General features: G+C 67.2%; 11 protein-coding genes. 7 read left to right on the top strand and 4 right to left on the bottom strand.

What is annotated here, in order from left to right:
* The first annotated feature begins 103 nt into the window (after positions 1 to 103).
* Both OG203_RS09990 and OG203_RS09985 read left to right on the top strand, forming a co-directional pair.
* Positions 104 to 433 (top strand): type VII secretion target, encoded by a 330-nt coding sequence (locus OG203_RS09990; RefSeq protein ID WP_405165394.1) that lies wholly within the window; start codon positions 104 to 106, stop codon positions 431 to 433.
* Positions 430 to 2,094 (top strand): hypothetical protein, encoded by a 1,665-nt coding sequence (locus OG203_RS09985; protein WP_405165393.1) that lies wholly within the window; start codon positions 430 to 432, stop codon positions 2,092 to 2,094. The genes OG203_RS09990 and OG203_RS09985 overlap by 4 nt, the downstream gene beginning before the upstream one ends.
* Before the next feature lie 659 nt (positions 2,095 to 2,753).
* On the opposite strand, the gene OG203_RS09980 is transcribed toward OG203_RS09985, so the two are convergent.
* Both OG203_RS09980 and OG203_RS09975 read right to left on the bottom strand, forming a co-directional pair.
* Positions 2,754 to 3,287 carry a hypothetical protein gene (locus OG203_RS09980; protein ID WP_405165392.1) on the bottom strand — a complete coding sequence of 178 codons (534 nt, stop codon included), beginning with the start codon at positions 3,285 to 3,287 and terminating at the stop codon, positions 2,754 to 2,756.
* Positions 3,288 to 4,079: 792 nt separating this feature from the next.
* Entirely contained in the window at positions 4,080 to 5,000 is a 921-nt protein-coding gene (locus OG203_RS09975; protein WP_405165391.1) for a neutral zinc metallopeptidase, read from the bottom strand.
* A 161-nt stretch (positions 5,001 to 5,161) separates the two neighbouring features.
* Here OG203_RS09975 and aspS point away from each other — a divergent pair, with 161 nt between their 5' ends.
* Entirely contained in the window at positions 5,162 to 6,955 is a 1,794-nt protein-coding gene (gene aspS, locus OG203_RS09970; RefSeq protein ID WP_405165390.1) for an aspartate--tRNA ligase, read from the top strand.
* A gap of 561 nt (positions 6,956 to 7,516) precedes the next feature.
* On the opposite strand, the gene OG203_RS09965 is transcribed toward aspS, so the two are convergent.
* The gene (locus OG203_RS09965; RefSeq protein ID WP_405165389.1) at positions 7,517 to 8,251 is read right to left on the bottom strand and encodes a hypothetical protein; all 735 of its coding nucleotides are present in this window, start codon (positions 8,249 to 8,251) and stop codon (positions 7,517 to 7,519) included.
* A gap of 192 nt (positions 8,252 to 8,443) precedes the next feature.
* On the opposite strand from OG203_RS09965, the gene OG203_RS09960 reads away from it, so the two are divergent.
* The 3 genes from OG203_RS09960 (at position 8,444) to OG203_RS09950 (ending at position 11,022) form a co-directional block, all read left to right on the top strand.
* Positions 8,444 to 8,962: a hypothetical protein gene (locus OG203_RS09960; RefSeq protein ID WP_405165388.1), complete on the top strand. Its 519-nt coding sequence runs from the start codon at positions 8,444 to 8,446 to the stop codon at positions 8,960 to 8,962.
* Between the two features lie 224 nt (positions 8,963 to 9,186).
* Positions 9,187 to 10,356: a phosphotransferase family protein gene (locus tag OG203_RS09955; RefSeq protein ID WP_405165387.1), complete on the top strand. Its 1,170-nt coding sequence runs from the start codon at positions 9,187 to 9,189 to the stop codon at positions 10,354 to 10,356.
* 303 nt (positions 10,357 to 10,659) lie between these two features.
* On the top strand, positions 10,660 to 11,022 hold the full coding sequence (locus OG203_RS09950) for a hypothetical protein (protein WP_405165386.1): 363 nt from the start codon (positions 10,660 to 10,662) through the stop codon (positions 11,020 to 11,022).
* 1,016 nt (positions 11,023 to 12,038) lie between these two features.
* On the opposite strand, the gene OG203_RS09945 is transcribed toward OG203_RS09950, so the two are convergent.
* Positions 12,039 to 13,703, bottom strand: a complete 1,665-nt coding sequence (locus OG203_RS09945) for an alkaline phosphatase D family protein (protein ID WP_405165385.1) — start codon at positions 13,701 to 13,703, stop codon at positions 12,039 to 12,041.
* Between the two features lie 497 nt (positions 13,704 to 14,200).
* Between OG203_RS09945 and OG203_RS09940 the strand changes: the two genes are divergently transcribed.
* Positions 14,201 to 15,547 carry a replication-associated recombination protein A gene (locus OG203_RS09940; protein WP_405165384.1) on the top strand — a complete coding sequence of 449 codons (1,347 nt, stop codon included), beginning with the start codon at positions 14,201 to 14,203 and terminating at the stop codon, positions 15,545 to 15,547.
* Positions 15,548 to 15,856 lie beyond the last annotated feature (309 nt).

Below are 15,856 nucleotides of genomic sequence, written 5' to 3'. Positions count from 1 at the left end.
TATTGGGCCCAACCGTAGCGGTCATGCCGTTCGGCAATGGGCAGACGGTGACGACGAAGAAGTTCACGACACTGATGTGCACGACGATTTGGGGGGCAACTCGATGAGTGATCTCTCGGTAGAGACCGACGCGGTCCGGGCGTTCGCCGCCACGAACGCGGGCATCGCCGGTGATCTTGCGGGGGCAGGTAATTTCGACGCGGTCAAGAACGTCTCGGCACTCGTGCCGGTGTTCGGCTTGATCGGGGTCGACTATCTGGCGATGTTCGCCGCGGCACAGGTGCTGCAGGCCAAGGACATCAACGATCTGTCCGCCAAGTACAACAAGCTTTCCGAGTCCGCGTTCAGCGCGGCCGCGGCCTACGACGCGACCGACTGGTCGAGTGCTGGCGCGCTCAACGCCATCGGCAACCAGATCGGCGGCGCCGTATGAAGCCGCTCGATACCGGGGTGATCGCCCCCGAAGAACTCGCGATGGCGCACGCCGCCGATCAGCACGTCGCGGTCGGCCAGCAGGCCGTGCTCAACGCGACGCAGAACTCGCAGGCGATCCTCGATGTGCCGCTTGGCCAGGTGCCCCCCGATCTGCCGCCGATCGAGCCGCCGGAGTTCGTGCTGTCCAAGCGGATCAGCGAGGACCAGCACAACGCGCTCGGCACCGTGCCGTCCGGTATGCCAGGGCTCAACGGCAATCCGGCACCGGACGGGCACGGCATCTCCGGCGTCCCGTCCGATGTTTCGGCCCTGCTCGGCGATACGCACACCGCGCTGCAGCATGCCGCCGCGCCGCTGAATCAGGCACTCGATCACGCGACCGGTGTCCTGAACGGTGCCGTCGGCTCGGCGCCGAGCACGGTCGCCGCCGCGGTGAGCCAGGCGACCGCCGCGATCCCGACCTCGCTGCCCGCACTGCCCGCCGACCCGGTCGCGGCGCTCATGCAGGGCATCTCGGTGCCCGCGCTGCCCGGCGTCGACATGCTGATCAAGCCGATCCTCGATCTGCTCAGCAGCTTCGGCACCGGTGTCATCGGCGCGCTCGACCCGACCGCGATCCTGAGCCAGTCCTCCAAGGTCATCGACATGGCCATGCAGGTCGGCAAGGGCAGCATGACCACCGTCGAGCAGCTGTGGCAGAGCCAGGCCGCGCGCAACGCGCAGGCCACCAGCCAGCAGCACAATGTCGAAGGCCAGGAAACCAGCAAGCGCGGCATCGACATCTCCGATCTCACCCAGAAGGCCGCCGCGGTGGTGCAGCAGGGCAACGCGCAATTGCTCACCGTCGCTTCGTCGTTCGCCACCGAGGCGGCCGCGATGGCCCCGGTGATCCTGACCCCGCCCGCCCAGGCCACGCTGATGGCCTCGGCGACCGAGCATCTCGGCCAGGCCGTCGGCATCGTCAATGCCACCCGCGGCGATCTGGCGGGCAAGACCGGTGAGCTGGGCGGCATGGTGCAGCAGCTGGTCGCACCCGGTGGCGGACCCGCGCCGCAGGAGGTCGCGCAGGCGCTGGCACAGAACGTCGGCCAGCCGATCCTGGAGCAGGCGCAGTCGGCCGCGTCGGACACCGCGACCAAGGCGGCGGGCCTTGACTCGTCCACGTCCAACTCCACGATCCCCGCCTCGACCACACCCGCGTCGGTGCACAGCATGAGCAGCCCGAGCACGACCGGCCATGGCATCTCCACCGGCGTGCCAGGCAGCTCGCACCTGAGCGCGGGCAGCCCGAGCGGTCGGCCGAGCACCACCGGCATTCCGTCGATGCCGAAGGTGGCCGCACTGCCCGGTACCAGCATGTCGCCGATGCGCCCGATCGGTGGCGTGCCGGGCAGCACCGGGTTCGGCCCCGGCGCGACCGGTTCCGCAGGCTCCAGCGCCTCGGGAACCGGAGCAGGCAACAGCTTCATGGGCGGCGGCGCGGGCGCTGCCGGACAGCGCAGCGGCGAGGACGAGCACTCCCGCACCGTGCAGCCCTACCAAAGCGCAACGGGCAACGACGATCTCACCGGCCCGCTCGGTGAATCCACACCGGACGTCATCGGTGCGACCCACTCCGACGAGATCGTCAGCTCCGACTACGAACAGGACCAGTTCTAGGTTTGTCCAGCAGAGCCCGGCTCGAGCAGCGAACGTTCGCTTGAGCCGGGCTTTCTCCTGTCTGAGGTAGTGCTAGGTCGGAGCCTGCCGCCGACGATCGCTGTGCTGCGCATGAACTTTCGAGCTGCGCACGAAGTCGTCAGCAATTTCGTGCGCGGCGGGCACTCAGGTGCGCGTCGACTGCCCGCTGCGGTACGGATCGTCCGACAGAACTCAGCTCGAACAGCAAGGGTTCGCTCGAGCCGGGTTGTTGCTGTCCGGGGTAGCGCTCCCCGGAATCTGTCACCGAGATTGACTGTGCTGCGCACGAACTGCCGCGGCGCGCACGAAGTTGCTGGCGAATTCGTGCGCGGCGGGCTAGTGGCTTCGGGAGGGATCGTCCGGCGTGGTTCAGTTGGAGCAGCGAAAGTTCGTTCGGGCCACGCTTGTTGGCGTCCGGGGCAGTGCTCGGTCGGAGCCTGTCACCGAGGTTGACTGTGCTGCGCACGAACGGCCGCAGCGTGCACGAAGTTACTGACAACTTCGTGCACGGCGGGCGAATTGGGGTGCGGCGAGTCCCGGTGTGCGGCTCCCGGAAGGGGGACGAGTTATCTGGCTGAGGTCGAATTGCCCGGTCGCGCAGGGAATTTGCCGGCAGTTCGGGGCGGCGTTGCGCGGGGTTAGGTGTCCTGGACGAAACTGTCGAGGAGTTTGCGGTAGAGGTCGGCGAAGCGTTTGCGTGCTGCCTGCTGGTCGGGCGCGAGGCCTTCGGTGGATTCGGGTGCGTAGACGACCAGGTGGGCGTCTTCTTCGGGGGACTGGGGCATCAGGTCGATGATCTGGGTGCCCTGGTCGGTGATGGAGGGCATGCCGAAATCGACGGTGGCGAGTGCCTTGGTCTCGGTGAGGGCGGCGGCCAGTACCTCGGGTGGGATGTGGCCGTTGACCTTCTGCGGGAGGTTGTCCGGATTCCGTTCCGAGGCAACGGCATCGGGGATCTTAACGGCCCGCCCGTCACTGGAGACCTCCAGTTGCGGGCGCAGGTCGACCCGAGTCTGCCACCCGCTCGGGATGGTGGTCAGCGTGAGTAACGCCAGTGGGGCGGAGATCGGGCCGTGCACGGCCGGCAGTGCGGGCGGTTCGGCGGTCGCGGTGCCCGCGCCGATCGTGAGCGCCAACATGGCAACCAGCACTGCGGCTTTCGTTCGTCGCATGGATCGCAACCTCCCTGTCAAATGAAAACGCTCCGCTGACATCGCACAGTGATGTCGGCGGAGCGTCAAATCCACGCGTGGCGAAGGTCGGCGAGTCGCGGTCAGCGCATTCGCGTTGTCCGCCAACCGGATCGACGAGCGGGCGGAATGTCGCAGACACTTTGGTGACGAAGAGGTCATGGGCCGCAATACAAGCGCAGTGCTGACGGGCGGTGCTGACGCGCAGTGCCGACGGGCGGTGCCGACGAGCAGTGCTGACGGGCGGTGCTGACGTGGAGTACCGACGAGCGGTGCTGACGCGGGGTGCTGACGGGCGGTGCTGACGGGCAGTGCTGACGGCGATGCCGACGAGCGGTGCTGACGCGGAGTGCCGACGGGCAGTGCTGACGTGCAGTGCTGACGCGGAGTGCCGACGTGCAGGGCTGACGCGGAGTGCCGACGGGCAGTGCTGACGTGCAGTGCTGACGCGGAGTGCCGACGTGCAGGGCTGACGCGGAGTGCCGACGGGCGATGCTGACGTGCAGTGCTGACGTGCAGTGCTGACGTGCAGTGCTGACGGGCGATACCGACGAGCAGTGCCGACGCGGAGTGCTGACGGGCGGTGCCGACGCGGAGTGCCGACGTGCAGTGCCGACGGGCAGTGATGCTGACGGGCGGTGCCGACGGGCAGTGCCAGCGACGGCACCATGCCCACATGCGCCATTGCCTCGGCCTAGGGGCGTGTGGATCGCACTCGCCAGCGACCGCCCGCTGGCTTCCTGCGGCACGTTCGCGATCCGGGTGAGGGCTTCGTCAGTGCAGCGCGGGCGGATTCGTCAGGTCCCGAGCCGAATACGTGTCACAGGCTTTCACCTGTCCGGTTCGGTAGCCGGTGAGGAACCAGTTGCGCCGCTGTTCGGAATTCCCGTGGGTGAACTTCTCCGGGTTCACTCGGCCTTGCGCGGCGCGCTGGATCCGGTCGTCGCCGACTGAGGACGCCGCCGACAGCGCGTCGTTGATGTCGTTGTCGGACAACGGCTTCAGCAGCGGCTGGCCACCGCCCGGTGTCGGCGTCTTGTCCGCGAAGTATGCCCAGATGCCCGCGTAGCAGTCCGCCTGCAGTTCGGTGCGTACCGCGCCCGAATTCGCGCCCTGCGGATCCTTTTGCGCGCGGCCGATATCGCCGAGCTGGTTCTGGATGTGGTGGCCGAACTCGTGCGCGACCACGTACTCCTGGGCCAGCGGGCCGCCGCTGGAACCGAAGCGATCCACCAGTTCTTGGAAGAAGCTGACGTCGAAGTAGGCGGTGCGGTCGGGCGGGCAGTAGAACGGGCCGACGTCGCTGGTCGCGTTGCCGCAGCCGGTGGCCGTCGCGCCGGAGAACAGGTGCAGGTTCGGTTGCACATACTGCGTGCGCGTCTGCTTCGGCAGCTGATCGGACCACACCGCGTCCAGGCTCTGTGCGGTGAGGATCACCCGGCAGTCGACGTACTTGTTCGCGTCCGCACTGGTCTTACAATGTGCCGGGGTGCCGGCGCCTGGCTGGGTTTGCTGCTGGTCCTCGTTACCGGTGAACTGGCCGAGGACCGAACCGGGATCACCGCCGAGCAGCAGTGTGAGCACCAGCACGATCAGGCCGCCCGCGCCACCGCCGAGTGCGATCTTGCCGCCCATGCCAGGCCCGCCGGAGGACGCCCGATTGGGATCGATTTGCATGCCCTCGTTGAACGTCATCGTCGTCGCTTTCTCGTCGTCGCCACGCCCCGGACATACCCGGCCGATACAGCTTCGCACGGGTGTGGCGACATCGGTTTCCACTCGGCGGACGTGTCTCACTACGATGGGACCGCACCTGGTCATATCGTGCCGGTGCCGGAGTCGTCGAAAGGAACCTTGTGCTGCGCACCCACTTGGCTGGTTCGCTGCGAAGCGAGCATGCCGGTCAGACCGTGACCCTCACCGGATGGGTGGCCAGGCGGCGTGACCACGGTGGCGTGATCTTCATCGATCTGCGTGACGCGTCGGGAGTGTCGCAGGCCGTGTTCCGCGAGGGCGAACCGGCCGAGCAGGCGCACCGGCTGCGGGCCGAGTACTGCGTGCGGGTCACCGGCGTGGTCGAGCTGCGACCGGACGGCAACGAGAACCCGGATCTGCCGACCGGCACCATCGAGGTGAACGTCACCGAGCTCGAGGTGCTCAACGAGAGCGCGCCGCTGCCGTTCCAGCTGGACGAGCAGCCCGGCGAAGAGGCGCGGCTGAAGTACCGCTACCTCGACCTGCGTCGTGAAGGTCCGGCGCACGCGATCCGGCTGCGGTCCAAGGCGAACGCCGCGGCCCGCGCGGTGCTGGCGAACCACGAGTTCGTCGAGGTGGAGACGCCGACGCTGACCCGATCGACCCCGGAGGGCGCCCGCGACTTCCTGGTGCCGGCGCGCCTGCAGCCCGGCAGCTTCTACGCGCTGCCGCAGAGCCCGCAGCTGTTCAAGCAGCTGCTCATGGTCGGCGGCATCGAGCGCTACTACCAGATCGCGCGCTGCTACCGCGACGAGGACTTCCGCGCCGACCGACAGCCCGAGTTCACTCAGCTCGACATCGAGATGAGCTTCGTTCGCCAGGACGATGTGATCTTGCTCGCCGAGCAGATCCTTGCCGGGCTGTGGAAGCTGATCGGCTACGACATCCCGACCCCGATTCCGCACATGACCTACGCGGAAGCCATGCGGCGCTTCGGTTCCGACAAGCCGGACCTGCGTTTCGGCATCGAGATCACCGAGTGCGCCGAGTACTTCAAGGACACCCCGTTCCGGGTGTTCCAGGCTGATTACGTTGGCGCGGTTGTCATGCCGGGCGGTGCGAGCCAGCCGCGGCGGCAGCTCGACGCCTGGCAGGAGTGGGCCAAGCAGCGTGGTGCCAAGGGACTGGCGTACGTGCTGATCAACGAGGACGGCACGCTCGGCGGCCCGGTCGCCAAGAACCTGAGCGACGCCGAGCGCGACGGTCTTGCCAAGCATGTCGGCGCGGTGCCCGGCGACTGTGTGTTCTTCGCGGCCGGTCCGGCGAAGGCGCAGCGTGGGCTGCTCGGTGCCGCGCGCGCCGAGATCGCCCGCAAGGTCGGGCTGATCGATGAGAACGCGTGGGCGTTCGTGTGGATCGTCGACGCGCCGATGTTCGAGCCCGCCGCCGAGGCGACCGCGAGTGGCGATGTGGCGCTTGGTCATTCGGCGTGGACCGCGGTGCACCACGCGTTCACCTCGCCGAAGCCGGAGTCCGTCGACACCTTCGACACCGACCCGGGTTCCGCGCTCGCCTACGCCTACGACATCGTCTGCAACGGCAACGAGATCGGCGGCGGCAGCATCCGTATCCACCGCCGGGATGTGCAGGAACGCGTCTTCAAGGTGATGGGCATCAGCCTGGAGGAGGCGCAGGAGAAGTTCGGATTCCTGTTGGACGCCTTCGCGTTCGGCGCGCCGCCGCACGGCGGCATCGCGTTCGGCTGGGACCGGATCGTCGCCCTGCTCGCCGGGCTCGACTCGATCCGTGAGGTGATCGCGTTCCCGAAGACCGGCGGCGGCGTCGACCCGCTGACCGACGCGCCCGCGCCGATCACGGAGCAGCAGCGCAAGGAAGCCGGGCTGGACGCGAAGCCCGCGCCGAAGGGTGACAAGGCGGACAAGCCCGCCGAATAGCGAGCTCGAGCGGTTCGCGCGCGTAGACAAGGGCGGCGATGGCGAGCCTGAACGGTTCACGTGACGGTGGGCGCTGAATAGTGCGCTCGAACGGTCACTTTCGGGCAGCACCGGTTCGTCGGCCCGCTGCCGGGCAGCACCGACCATGAGCTGGTTGTTGCTGCCCGGCAGGGGTAATCGTGTGTGAGCCCGGCCTCGCGTTGACGGGCGGCAAGGCCGATGCGGAGGTGGGCAAGCCCGGGGAATGGTGAGTTTGAGCGGTTCGCGCGTAGCCGGACAAGTGGGCTGAATTGCGAGCTTGAACGGTTCGTGCGCAGGTGACAAGGGCGGCTAATTGCGAACCCGTACGGTTTCTTTCGGGCTGCACCGATCGTCCGCCCGCGTCCGGGCAGGACTGCGCACGAAGCGATCCGTTGCTGCGCGGCAGAGGTGATCGTGCTCGGGCCCGATCCCGCGCTTTCCGCGTGGTGAGGTGTCGGGCGCGCACTCTTTCCGTAAGCCGCACACCCCTATACCGGTGTGCGGCTTCGTGAAAGGGTGCGCGGCTTACCTCTGGTGGGTTCAGATCGGGGAGACGACGCCTCCGGTGAGGGTGCGGTAGGCGTAGGTGACGGCGATGACCGCGACCGGTCCGGCGACCAGTAGGCCGAGGCCGCACAGCAGCGCGCCGACGAATGTCACGAACAGCACGGCGAGGGCGAGTAGCAATACCGGCCAGATGTTGGTGATCACCAAGGTGGCGCTGGACTTGAGAGCCTCGAAGGGGCCCTCGTTCTGATCGATGACGAAGTGCAGCGAGAACATGCACAGCACGCCGACGACCAGGCCGGGCAGGATGCAGATCGCCGCCCCGATGAAGGACAGGACGAATGCGAGCAGGGCGGTGATCAACACGTTGCCCGCGTTCACGAAACGGAAGTACGACCCGAAATGGGGTTTGCTGCCATCGGTTTCGTACAGCGCGCCGCGCACCATGGCGGCCTGCAGCAACCACACGGCAGCCAGCACCGCGAGGAAGATCAGCAGCAGCGGGAACATCGTCGTCGGATCGGTGAGCTGCACGACGAGCACGAACGCGAGGTAGATGACCAGCCCGGCCGCGATCACCCCCATCCACGGGCCCGGGTTCGAGCGGAACTTCTCCCAGCCGTAACTGAGCGCCTGACCGACATCGAGGGTGCCGGGGGTGGTGGCAGCAGCCTGCTGGTAACCGTAGGTCGGTTGCCCAGGTTCCGCGCCCTGCGGCGGCATCATGCCCGACTGCATGCCTTGGGGTGGGGGCGAACCGTACGGCATGTTCCCTTGTGGCGGCATCGATCCCGGTGGCATCGCACCCGGGGACATACCGCCGGGTGTCATGCCGGGACCGGTTCCCGGCGGACCGTAACCGGGTTGTGCTGGGTAACCGGGCTGGGCTTGTTGGCCAGGCTGGGCTGAGTAATCGGGCTGTGCTTGTTGACCGGGCTGGGCTGAGTAACCGGGCTGCGCTTGCTGACCGGGCTGCGTCGGGTAACCAGGCTGTGCCTGTTGGCCGGGTTGTGCTGGGTAACCGGGCTGTGCCTGTTGGCCGGGTTGTGCTGGGTAACCGGGCTGCCCCTGTTGACCAGGCTGTGCCGGGTAACCGGGCTGCGCTTGTTGACCGGGCTGCGCTTGTTGACCGGGCTGCGCTTGCTGACCGGGCTGCGCTGGGTAACCAGGCTGCCCCTGCTGACCAGGCTGCGCTTGCTGACCAGACTGCGTCTGATAACCGGGCTGCGCCGGATAACCCTGCTGACCAGGCTGACCCGTTTGCTGTGGCGATGCCACCGGCGGCGGTGGCTCGACGGGTTCATTACCGTACTGCGCCGCGCCCGGCCCCTCGAACTGCGGATACCCGGCCGACCCTGCCATCTCGTGGCGGCCTTGTCCGGCCCCCGTCTCCGGGGACTGCGGGGTGTGACTCTCGTGCTGGCCTGGCCGCGCGGCATAGCGTTCGTCGTCTCCGGGGTCGGGAGCGTCGCCAGCTGATTCGTGGGGCGGGGGAGGCGGTGTGCCGGTCATGCCATAGACCTTTCCACTCAACTGGTTTGCGGTGTGGCGCAGAGCAGTTGACGATGAGAAAACCTGACGGGTGCAATCGTGTCAAGCAACGCGCGCTCGTCCCGTAACCTCGAGGGAGACACGCCGAACGACGCGGAAAGGTTGTGTATCCGCTCGCTAGAAGTGACCTGATGCGAGTAACTTGAAGGGCGATGACCGCACTATTGGCCGAACGCGCCGCCGAAGTCGTGTCCGCAGCGCAACAGTTGCTCACAAAGCGAATGGGTGCTCCGGTAAAGCTGAGCGATCCGATCGAACTCAGCGGTAGTGGTAGAACGACGGTTCTCCGTGTGCGTGTAGCGGAAAACGCCTTCTCATTACCGCGAACCCTGATCGTGAAACAAGTTCGCGGACACTCGCATGACCGCACCACGGGCGGTCTCGCGCCCGGAGTCGCCAGCATCGACTCCGCGTTCCTGCGTGAAGCGGTGTCGTATCAGTTCACCACCGCGTTGAGCCGCGAACAGCGGCCCGGTGCGTACCTGATCGCACACAGCCTGCCGGAGCGGTTGCTGATCCTCAGCGACCTCGGCGAGAACTCGCTGCTCACCCAGATGTTGCAGTCCGGCGCCGAGCCAGCGACCAGGAACGGGCTGATGGCGTTCGCGCAGGCACTCGGCCGGATGCACGCGGCAACCGTCGGTCGCGAGGCCGATTTCGTCGCACTGTTGCGTCGCGTCGACGTGGTGCATCGGGTGGATGGCATTGCCCAGCAGGCTGAATCCGCGATCGCCGAGGTGCCAGGTCTGCTGCAGCGCGAACTCGGCATCGAGGTGCCCGGCGAGATCGCCGAACGGATCGTGCGTGGTAACCGGCTGTTCTCTGCCGGGCGATTCCGCGCGTTCAGTCCGTCGGATCTGTGCCCCGACAACGTCATTCTCAACGAGGAGGGCGCGCGCTTCCTCGACTACGAGTGGGGCGGGTTCCGTGACGCCACCCTCGATATCGCCTACACGCTGGTGTCGTTCCCCGGCTGCCTGTGCGACTTCGAACTGTCCAGGGAACGTGCCAGGCAGATGGTCGAGGCGTGGCGTTCCGAGGTGGTCGGGGTGTGGCCCGCGCTGGCCGACGACGAGCTGATGTCCGAGCGCATCCTCGAGGCCCGGCTGATCTGGGTGTGGTTGTCCACCTACTGGTTCCTGCCCGCGGACCACGCGCGCATCGCGGCCGCACGCGAGCACGGGCTGTCCGTGCCTCGGTCGGAGGCGTTGATCAATCGTTGGGCCGCGCTGGCCGAAGACGCGCGCTGCACCGGCGACGACATCATCGGCGACTTCGCCGAAGACGTCTCGGCGATGCTGGAAGAGCGCTGGTCCGAATAGAATTCGCGGACTGCCGGAATTCGCATCACTGAAAGTTTTTATCTGCCAACGCGTTGGCGGTGAATGGATAATGCAAATCCGACCGCGGGCAGTCGAATTAAGCCCAGCTACCCGGGTTATCAGTTACCGCGGTAGCTCAATTGCTGAGCCGCACGCCTTTTGACATCTGTGCGCGTGTCCGTGCGGTGAGTCGGTGTGTGACTGTTCTGGCCGGGTGCCCATGTAATCGGGGGCCGGTGGTAGTGCGGTGGTCGCAGTATTCTGGGGTGTTCTAGACCACGGGGTTTGAGAGGGGTGGTCACTGTGAACGCTGTGCTGTTGATAATCATCGCGGGTGTCGTCGTCGCCGTGCTGGCGGTGCTGGTCGTCCGTCAACGGAAACTTCGTCGGGCCGCGGACGTCGACTCGTTGACCCGCGCTCGCCAGTCCGGTGGGCTGCTCAGCTCGCAGCTCAGCAGCCCACGAAGCCAGCGGCACCGAAGGAAAGGTTCCGGCGGCAGTGGCAGTGGCTGGGCCGTTGGCAGCATCGGCCTCGGCTACAACGGCGGCGACGGGGCCCACGGTCACGGAGGTCACGGTCACGGTGGTGGCTGCGGTGGTGGCCACGGCGGCGGCTGCGGAGGTGGCGGTGGTTGCGGAGGCGGCGGCTGCGGCGGCGGGTCGTAGCGAACACTCCGTCAGTTCGCCGGTGCCGAGCGTGGCTCGACGGCGAACCGATTTGCGTATCAACCGGCACAGACGACTCGGCCCCGCCACCATGTCCCGTTCGACAGCCCGGCCAGCGCAGCGCTGTCGTCGATAGGGACATGGTGGCGGAGACACGCCGTATAGGCCGCCACCATGTCCCGTTCGACGATCCAACCCGTGCAATCCGGCGATCCGGTCGCCGCCTGGGCGACCCGGGTGGACGGCGAGCCGATCTAGACGTCAACCAAACCGGCGACTTGGCCGAATGCCGCGGCCATGTCCCGTTCGGCGCAGGGCAGCGCTGTCGCCGAACGGGACATGGTGGCGGTGATACACCGAGCCGGCTCGCCACCATGTCCCGTCCGACGATCCAACCCGCGCAATCCGGCGATCCGGTCGCCGCCTGGGCGGGCCGGGTGGGGCGGCGAGCCAATTACGTGTCGACCCACAGACGAAACTCCGGCCGGTCCGCCGCTACTGGTCCGACAACCCGGACAGAGCAGCGCTGTCGTCGACAGGGACATGGTGGCGGTGACACGCCGAGCGGGCCCGCCATCATGTCCCGTTCGACGATCCGACCTGGCGGCCCGGCGACGGGCTGTGTGCGGTACCTGTCCGATCGAATGCCGTGTCGGCTCATGGTCCTGGGTGTGGCTCGGGCGCAGTCGAATGCCGTGTCGGGTCACGGGTACTGAGCGTGAGTCGAGGCGCCCGCCCCTCGAAAGCCCGGTTGGTTCGTGGCTGCTGATCGTGGTTCGAGGTGCCCGCCGGACTGAATGTCGTGTCAGCTCAGAGGTGCCGAGTGTGGCGCGAGGCGGCTACTCGCCGAAATGTCGCGTCAGCTCACGGGTGCCGAGCGTGTGTCGAGGCGCCCGCCCGATCTGCTGTGTCGGATCGCGGGTGCTGAGTGCAGCTGGAAGGCGCCCGCTGGCCGAATGTCGTGTCAGCTCAGAGGTGCCGAGTGGCTCGAGTTGGTTACCCGGTCGAATGCCGTGTCAGCTCACGGGTGCTGAGCGTGGCTCTAGGCGACCGCCCGATCGGACAGCGAGTGAATTGGCATGTTGTACACCGGAATTGGGGTCGGCCACGTCGATGAGATAGAACCAGTCCATCTGACTCTGCTTCGGGGTGACCTCGAGCACCCCGTAGCCGTGTGAATCCAGTTCGACGTAGCGCAGGTGTCGGTTGATGCCCTTGATCGTGTCAGCGATCGGTGCCGAGTTCACCTTCAGCATGTCGCCGATGCTGGTCGAGGTGATCGACGGAACGACGAACTCGGCGCCCGCGGTGACGCCCGCCGGATAGTTCGCGGCGTCGACGGGCAGGTCGGCGGCCCACGACGAATGGATATCGCCGGTCAGGAACACCACGTCGGAGACCTGCTGTTCGGTGATCGCACGGAACAATCGCTGCCGGTCCGCGGTGTAGCCGTCCCACTGGTCGCCGTTGACGGTGAGCCCGGACTGCGGCACGCCGAGGGCGCTGGTGATCGCGGCGGTGGTGGCCGGTTCGAGCGGCGGGAAGACCAGCGGTGCGATCATCACCGAGTTGCCGACCAGCTTCCAGCGCACCGGTGCGGACGCCAATCCTGCGGTGAGCCAGTCCATTTGGGCTTTGCCGGTGATGGTGCGCGCCGGATTGTCCGCCTCGCGCCAGCCCGCGCCTGGCTTCGCTTCTTGATCGCGGTAGCTGCGCAGGTCGAGCATGGACAGTTCGGCCAGCGTGCCGAAACGGAGCCTGCGGTAGATCTGCACGTCCGCACCGGATCCCTGCGCGCGCACCGGCATCCACTCCAGGTACGCCTGCGCGGACGCGGCCCTGCGGTCCTGCCAGTTGCCCTCGGTCGCGGGATCGTGGTTGTTGGCGCCGCCGGACCAGGAGTTGTCGGCGGATTCGTGGTCGTCCCAGGTGCAGATGAACGGCTGGCGGGCGTGCAGGTCGAGCAGATCGGGGTCGGTCTTGTACTGCGCGTGGCGAATTCGATAGTCGGACAGGGTGACCGTTTCGTTCGCCGGATCGTGCGGGCGCACGCTGCCGTTGCGGCCGCCGTACTTGCCGCGGCCGTACTCGTAGATGTAATCGCCGAGGTGCACGATGGCGTCGAGATCGGTGCGCGCGGCCAGGTGGCGGTAGGCGCCGAAGTATCCGGCCTCCCAGTTCGCGCAGGACACGATCCCGAAGCGCAGGCGCTCCGGTGAGTCGGAGATCGCGGGTGCGGTCCGGGTGCGGCCGATCGCTGACATCTCGCCGAGTGCGGTGAACCGGTAGAAGTAGACGCGGCCCGGCGCAAGCCCGGACACATCGACCTTCACGGTGTGGTCGGAAGACGCTGTGGCCGTGACGTTTCCGGACGCGGCGAGGTTGCCGAACGACTCGTCATCGGCGATTTCCCAACGCACGCTTGCCGATTCGCCGACACCCGAACCGGGCGTCGCATCGTCGGAAACGGTGACGCGGGTCCAGAGGATCACACCGTTCGGCAACGGATCGCCGGAAGCGACACCGTGCCGGAACACCACACCCGCCGCATGCCCGGGGGCGGCAGTCAGCAGCGCCGTCGCAGTGGCGACCGCCCCACCTTTCAGCAGCGTGCGCCGTGCGAAGGGTTCGAACGAAGAATCTGAAACGACCACGTTTTCAGCCACGGGTACAGATCCCATCCGATGCGTGGTCGACAAGCAAATCGGCTCGCCGCCCACGGGGTCGGATCGTCGAACGGGACATGGTGGCGGCCTATACGGCGTGTCTCCGCCACCATGTCCCTGGCGACGACAGCGCTGCTCTGTCCGGGTTGTCGAACGGGCGTCGGCGGACTGGCCGGAGTTCGCCTGTGGTCGACACGTCAATTGGCTCGCCCGCCCGCCCGCCCGCCCAGGCGGCGGCCGGACCGCCGGATTGCACGGGTTGGATCGTCGAGCGGGACATGGTGGCGGCCTATACGGCGTGTCTCCGCCACCATGTCCCTGTCGGCGATGGCACTCTCCCTGTCGGGTGTTCGACGGGCGGTAGTGGTGGTCTGGTGGGCGATTCGGCTGTGTGGTCGACCTGTAGATCGGCTTGGCATTGGGGGGTGCGGGCGGGGGATGGGGTGGGGGTGGTGGATTGCTGGGTATGGGGTGTTCGGGGTTGTCGGTGGGCGTCGGTAACGTTGCGCGGTGTGACCGATGGCTTGTTCGACGTGCCGGGGGACGGTGTGCCCGCAGAGCACAGCATTGACAATGTGGTGCGCCGGGATTCCGGGGCGCCGCTTGCTGTGCGGATGCGGCCTGCGTCGTTGGATGAGGTGGTTGGGCAGCAGCATTTGCTCGGGCCGGGGTCGCCGTTGCGGCGGCTGGTCGAGGGGTCGGGGGCGGCGTCGGTGCTGTTGTATGGGCCGCCGGGTACGGGGAAGACCACGCTGGCGTCGCTGATTTCGCATTCCACCGGGCGTCGGTTCGAGGCGCTGTCGGCGTTGTCGGCGGGGGTGAAGGAAGTGCGTGCGGTCATCGATGTGGCGCGGCGCAGGCTGTCGGCTGGTGAGCAGACGGTGCTGTTCATCGATGAGGTTCATCGGTTCTCCAAGACGCAGCAGGACGCGTTGCTTGCGGCGGTGGAGAACCGGATTGTGCTGCTCGTCGGCGCGACCACCGAGAATCCGTCGTTTTCCGTGGTGTCGCCGCTGCTGTCGCGTTCGCTGGTGCTGCAACTGCAATCGCTCACCGAGGACGATATTCGTCAGGTGCTGCAGCGGGCGATCCACGACCAGCGCGGGCTGGACGATCAGTTCACCGTGTCCGACGAAGCACTCGACCACATCGTGCGCATCGCGGGCGGCGATGCCCGCCGCGCACTCACTGCGCTGGAAGCGTCGGCCGAATCCTCCCTGGACGGCAAGGTCGGCGTCGAACTCGTCGAGGCCAGCGTCGACAAGGCCGCCGTCCGCTACGACCGGGCCGGTGACCAGCACTACGACGTGATCAGCGCCTTCATCAAGTCCATCCGCGGCTCCGATGTCGACGCCGCGCTGCACTACCTGGCGCGCATGCTCACCGCGGGGGAGGACCCGCGCTTCATCGCGCGCCGCTTGATGATCCACGCGAGCGAGGATGTCGGCATGGCCGATCCCACCGCACTGCAAACCGCCACCGCGGCCGCGCAGGTCGTCCAGTTGGTCGGTCTGCCGGAAGCGCGTCTCGCCTTGGCGCAGGCCACAATTCACCTGGCCAGCGCGCCGAAGTCGGGTGCCGTGATCGCCGCGATCGGTGCCGCCATGGCCGACGTCGCGGCGGGCAAGGCGGGCGCGGTGCCGCCGCACCTGCGCGACGGGCACTACGCGGGCGCGGCCAAACTCGGCAACGCGCAGGGCTACAAGTACCCCCACGACAACAAAGACGGCGTGCTCGCCCAGCAGTACCCGCCGGACGAGTTGGTCGGCGTCGACTACTACCAGGCCACCGACCATGGCAACGAACGCGAGGTCGGCCCACGGGTCGACAAGCTGCGCCGGATCATCCGCAGCAGGTAGGTCTGGCCTCGCCATTCGATCCGGCCATGCTCGGGCTGATGACCACGAATGCGAGGTTGGCCTGCGGGTGGACAAGCTGCGCCGGATCGTCGGTGGAAGGTCTGGCTTCGCCATTCGTTCCGGTCATGCTGGTTGATGACGATCCCGAAGGCGAGGTCGGCCCGCGCGTCGACAAGCGGCGCTGGATTACATACGAAAGTAGGGCTATCCGGTATTCGTCCCGGCCGTGCGCGGCCTGCGGGTCGACAAGCGCCGAATCATCTGCTGATAGTTGGTCTGGCCTTGCCATTCGTTCGGGCCGTGTCGGGC

The organism is Nocardia sp. NBC_01499, assembly GCF_045040275.1.
Lineage (GTDB): Bacteria > Actinomycetota > Actinomycetes > Mycobacteriales > Mycobacteriaceae > Nocardia.
The sequence above is the reverse complement of the archived record's forward strand: the minus strand, read 5'-3'. Positions and strand labels throughout refer to the sequence as shown.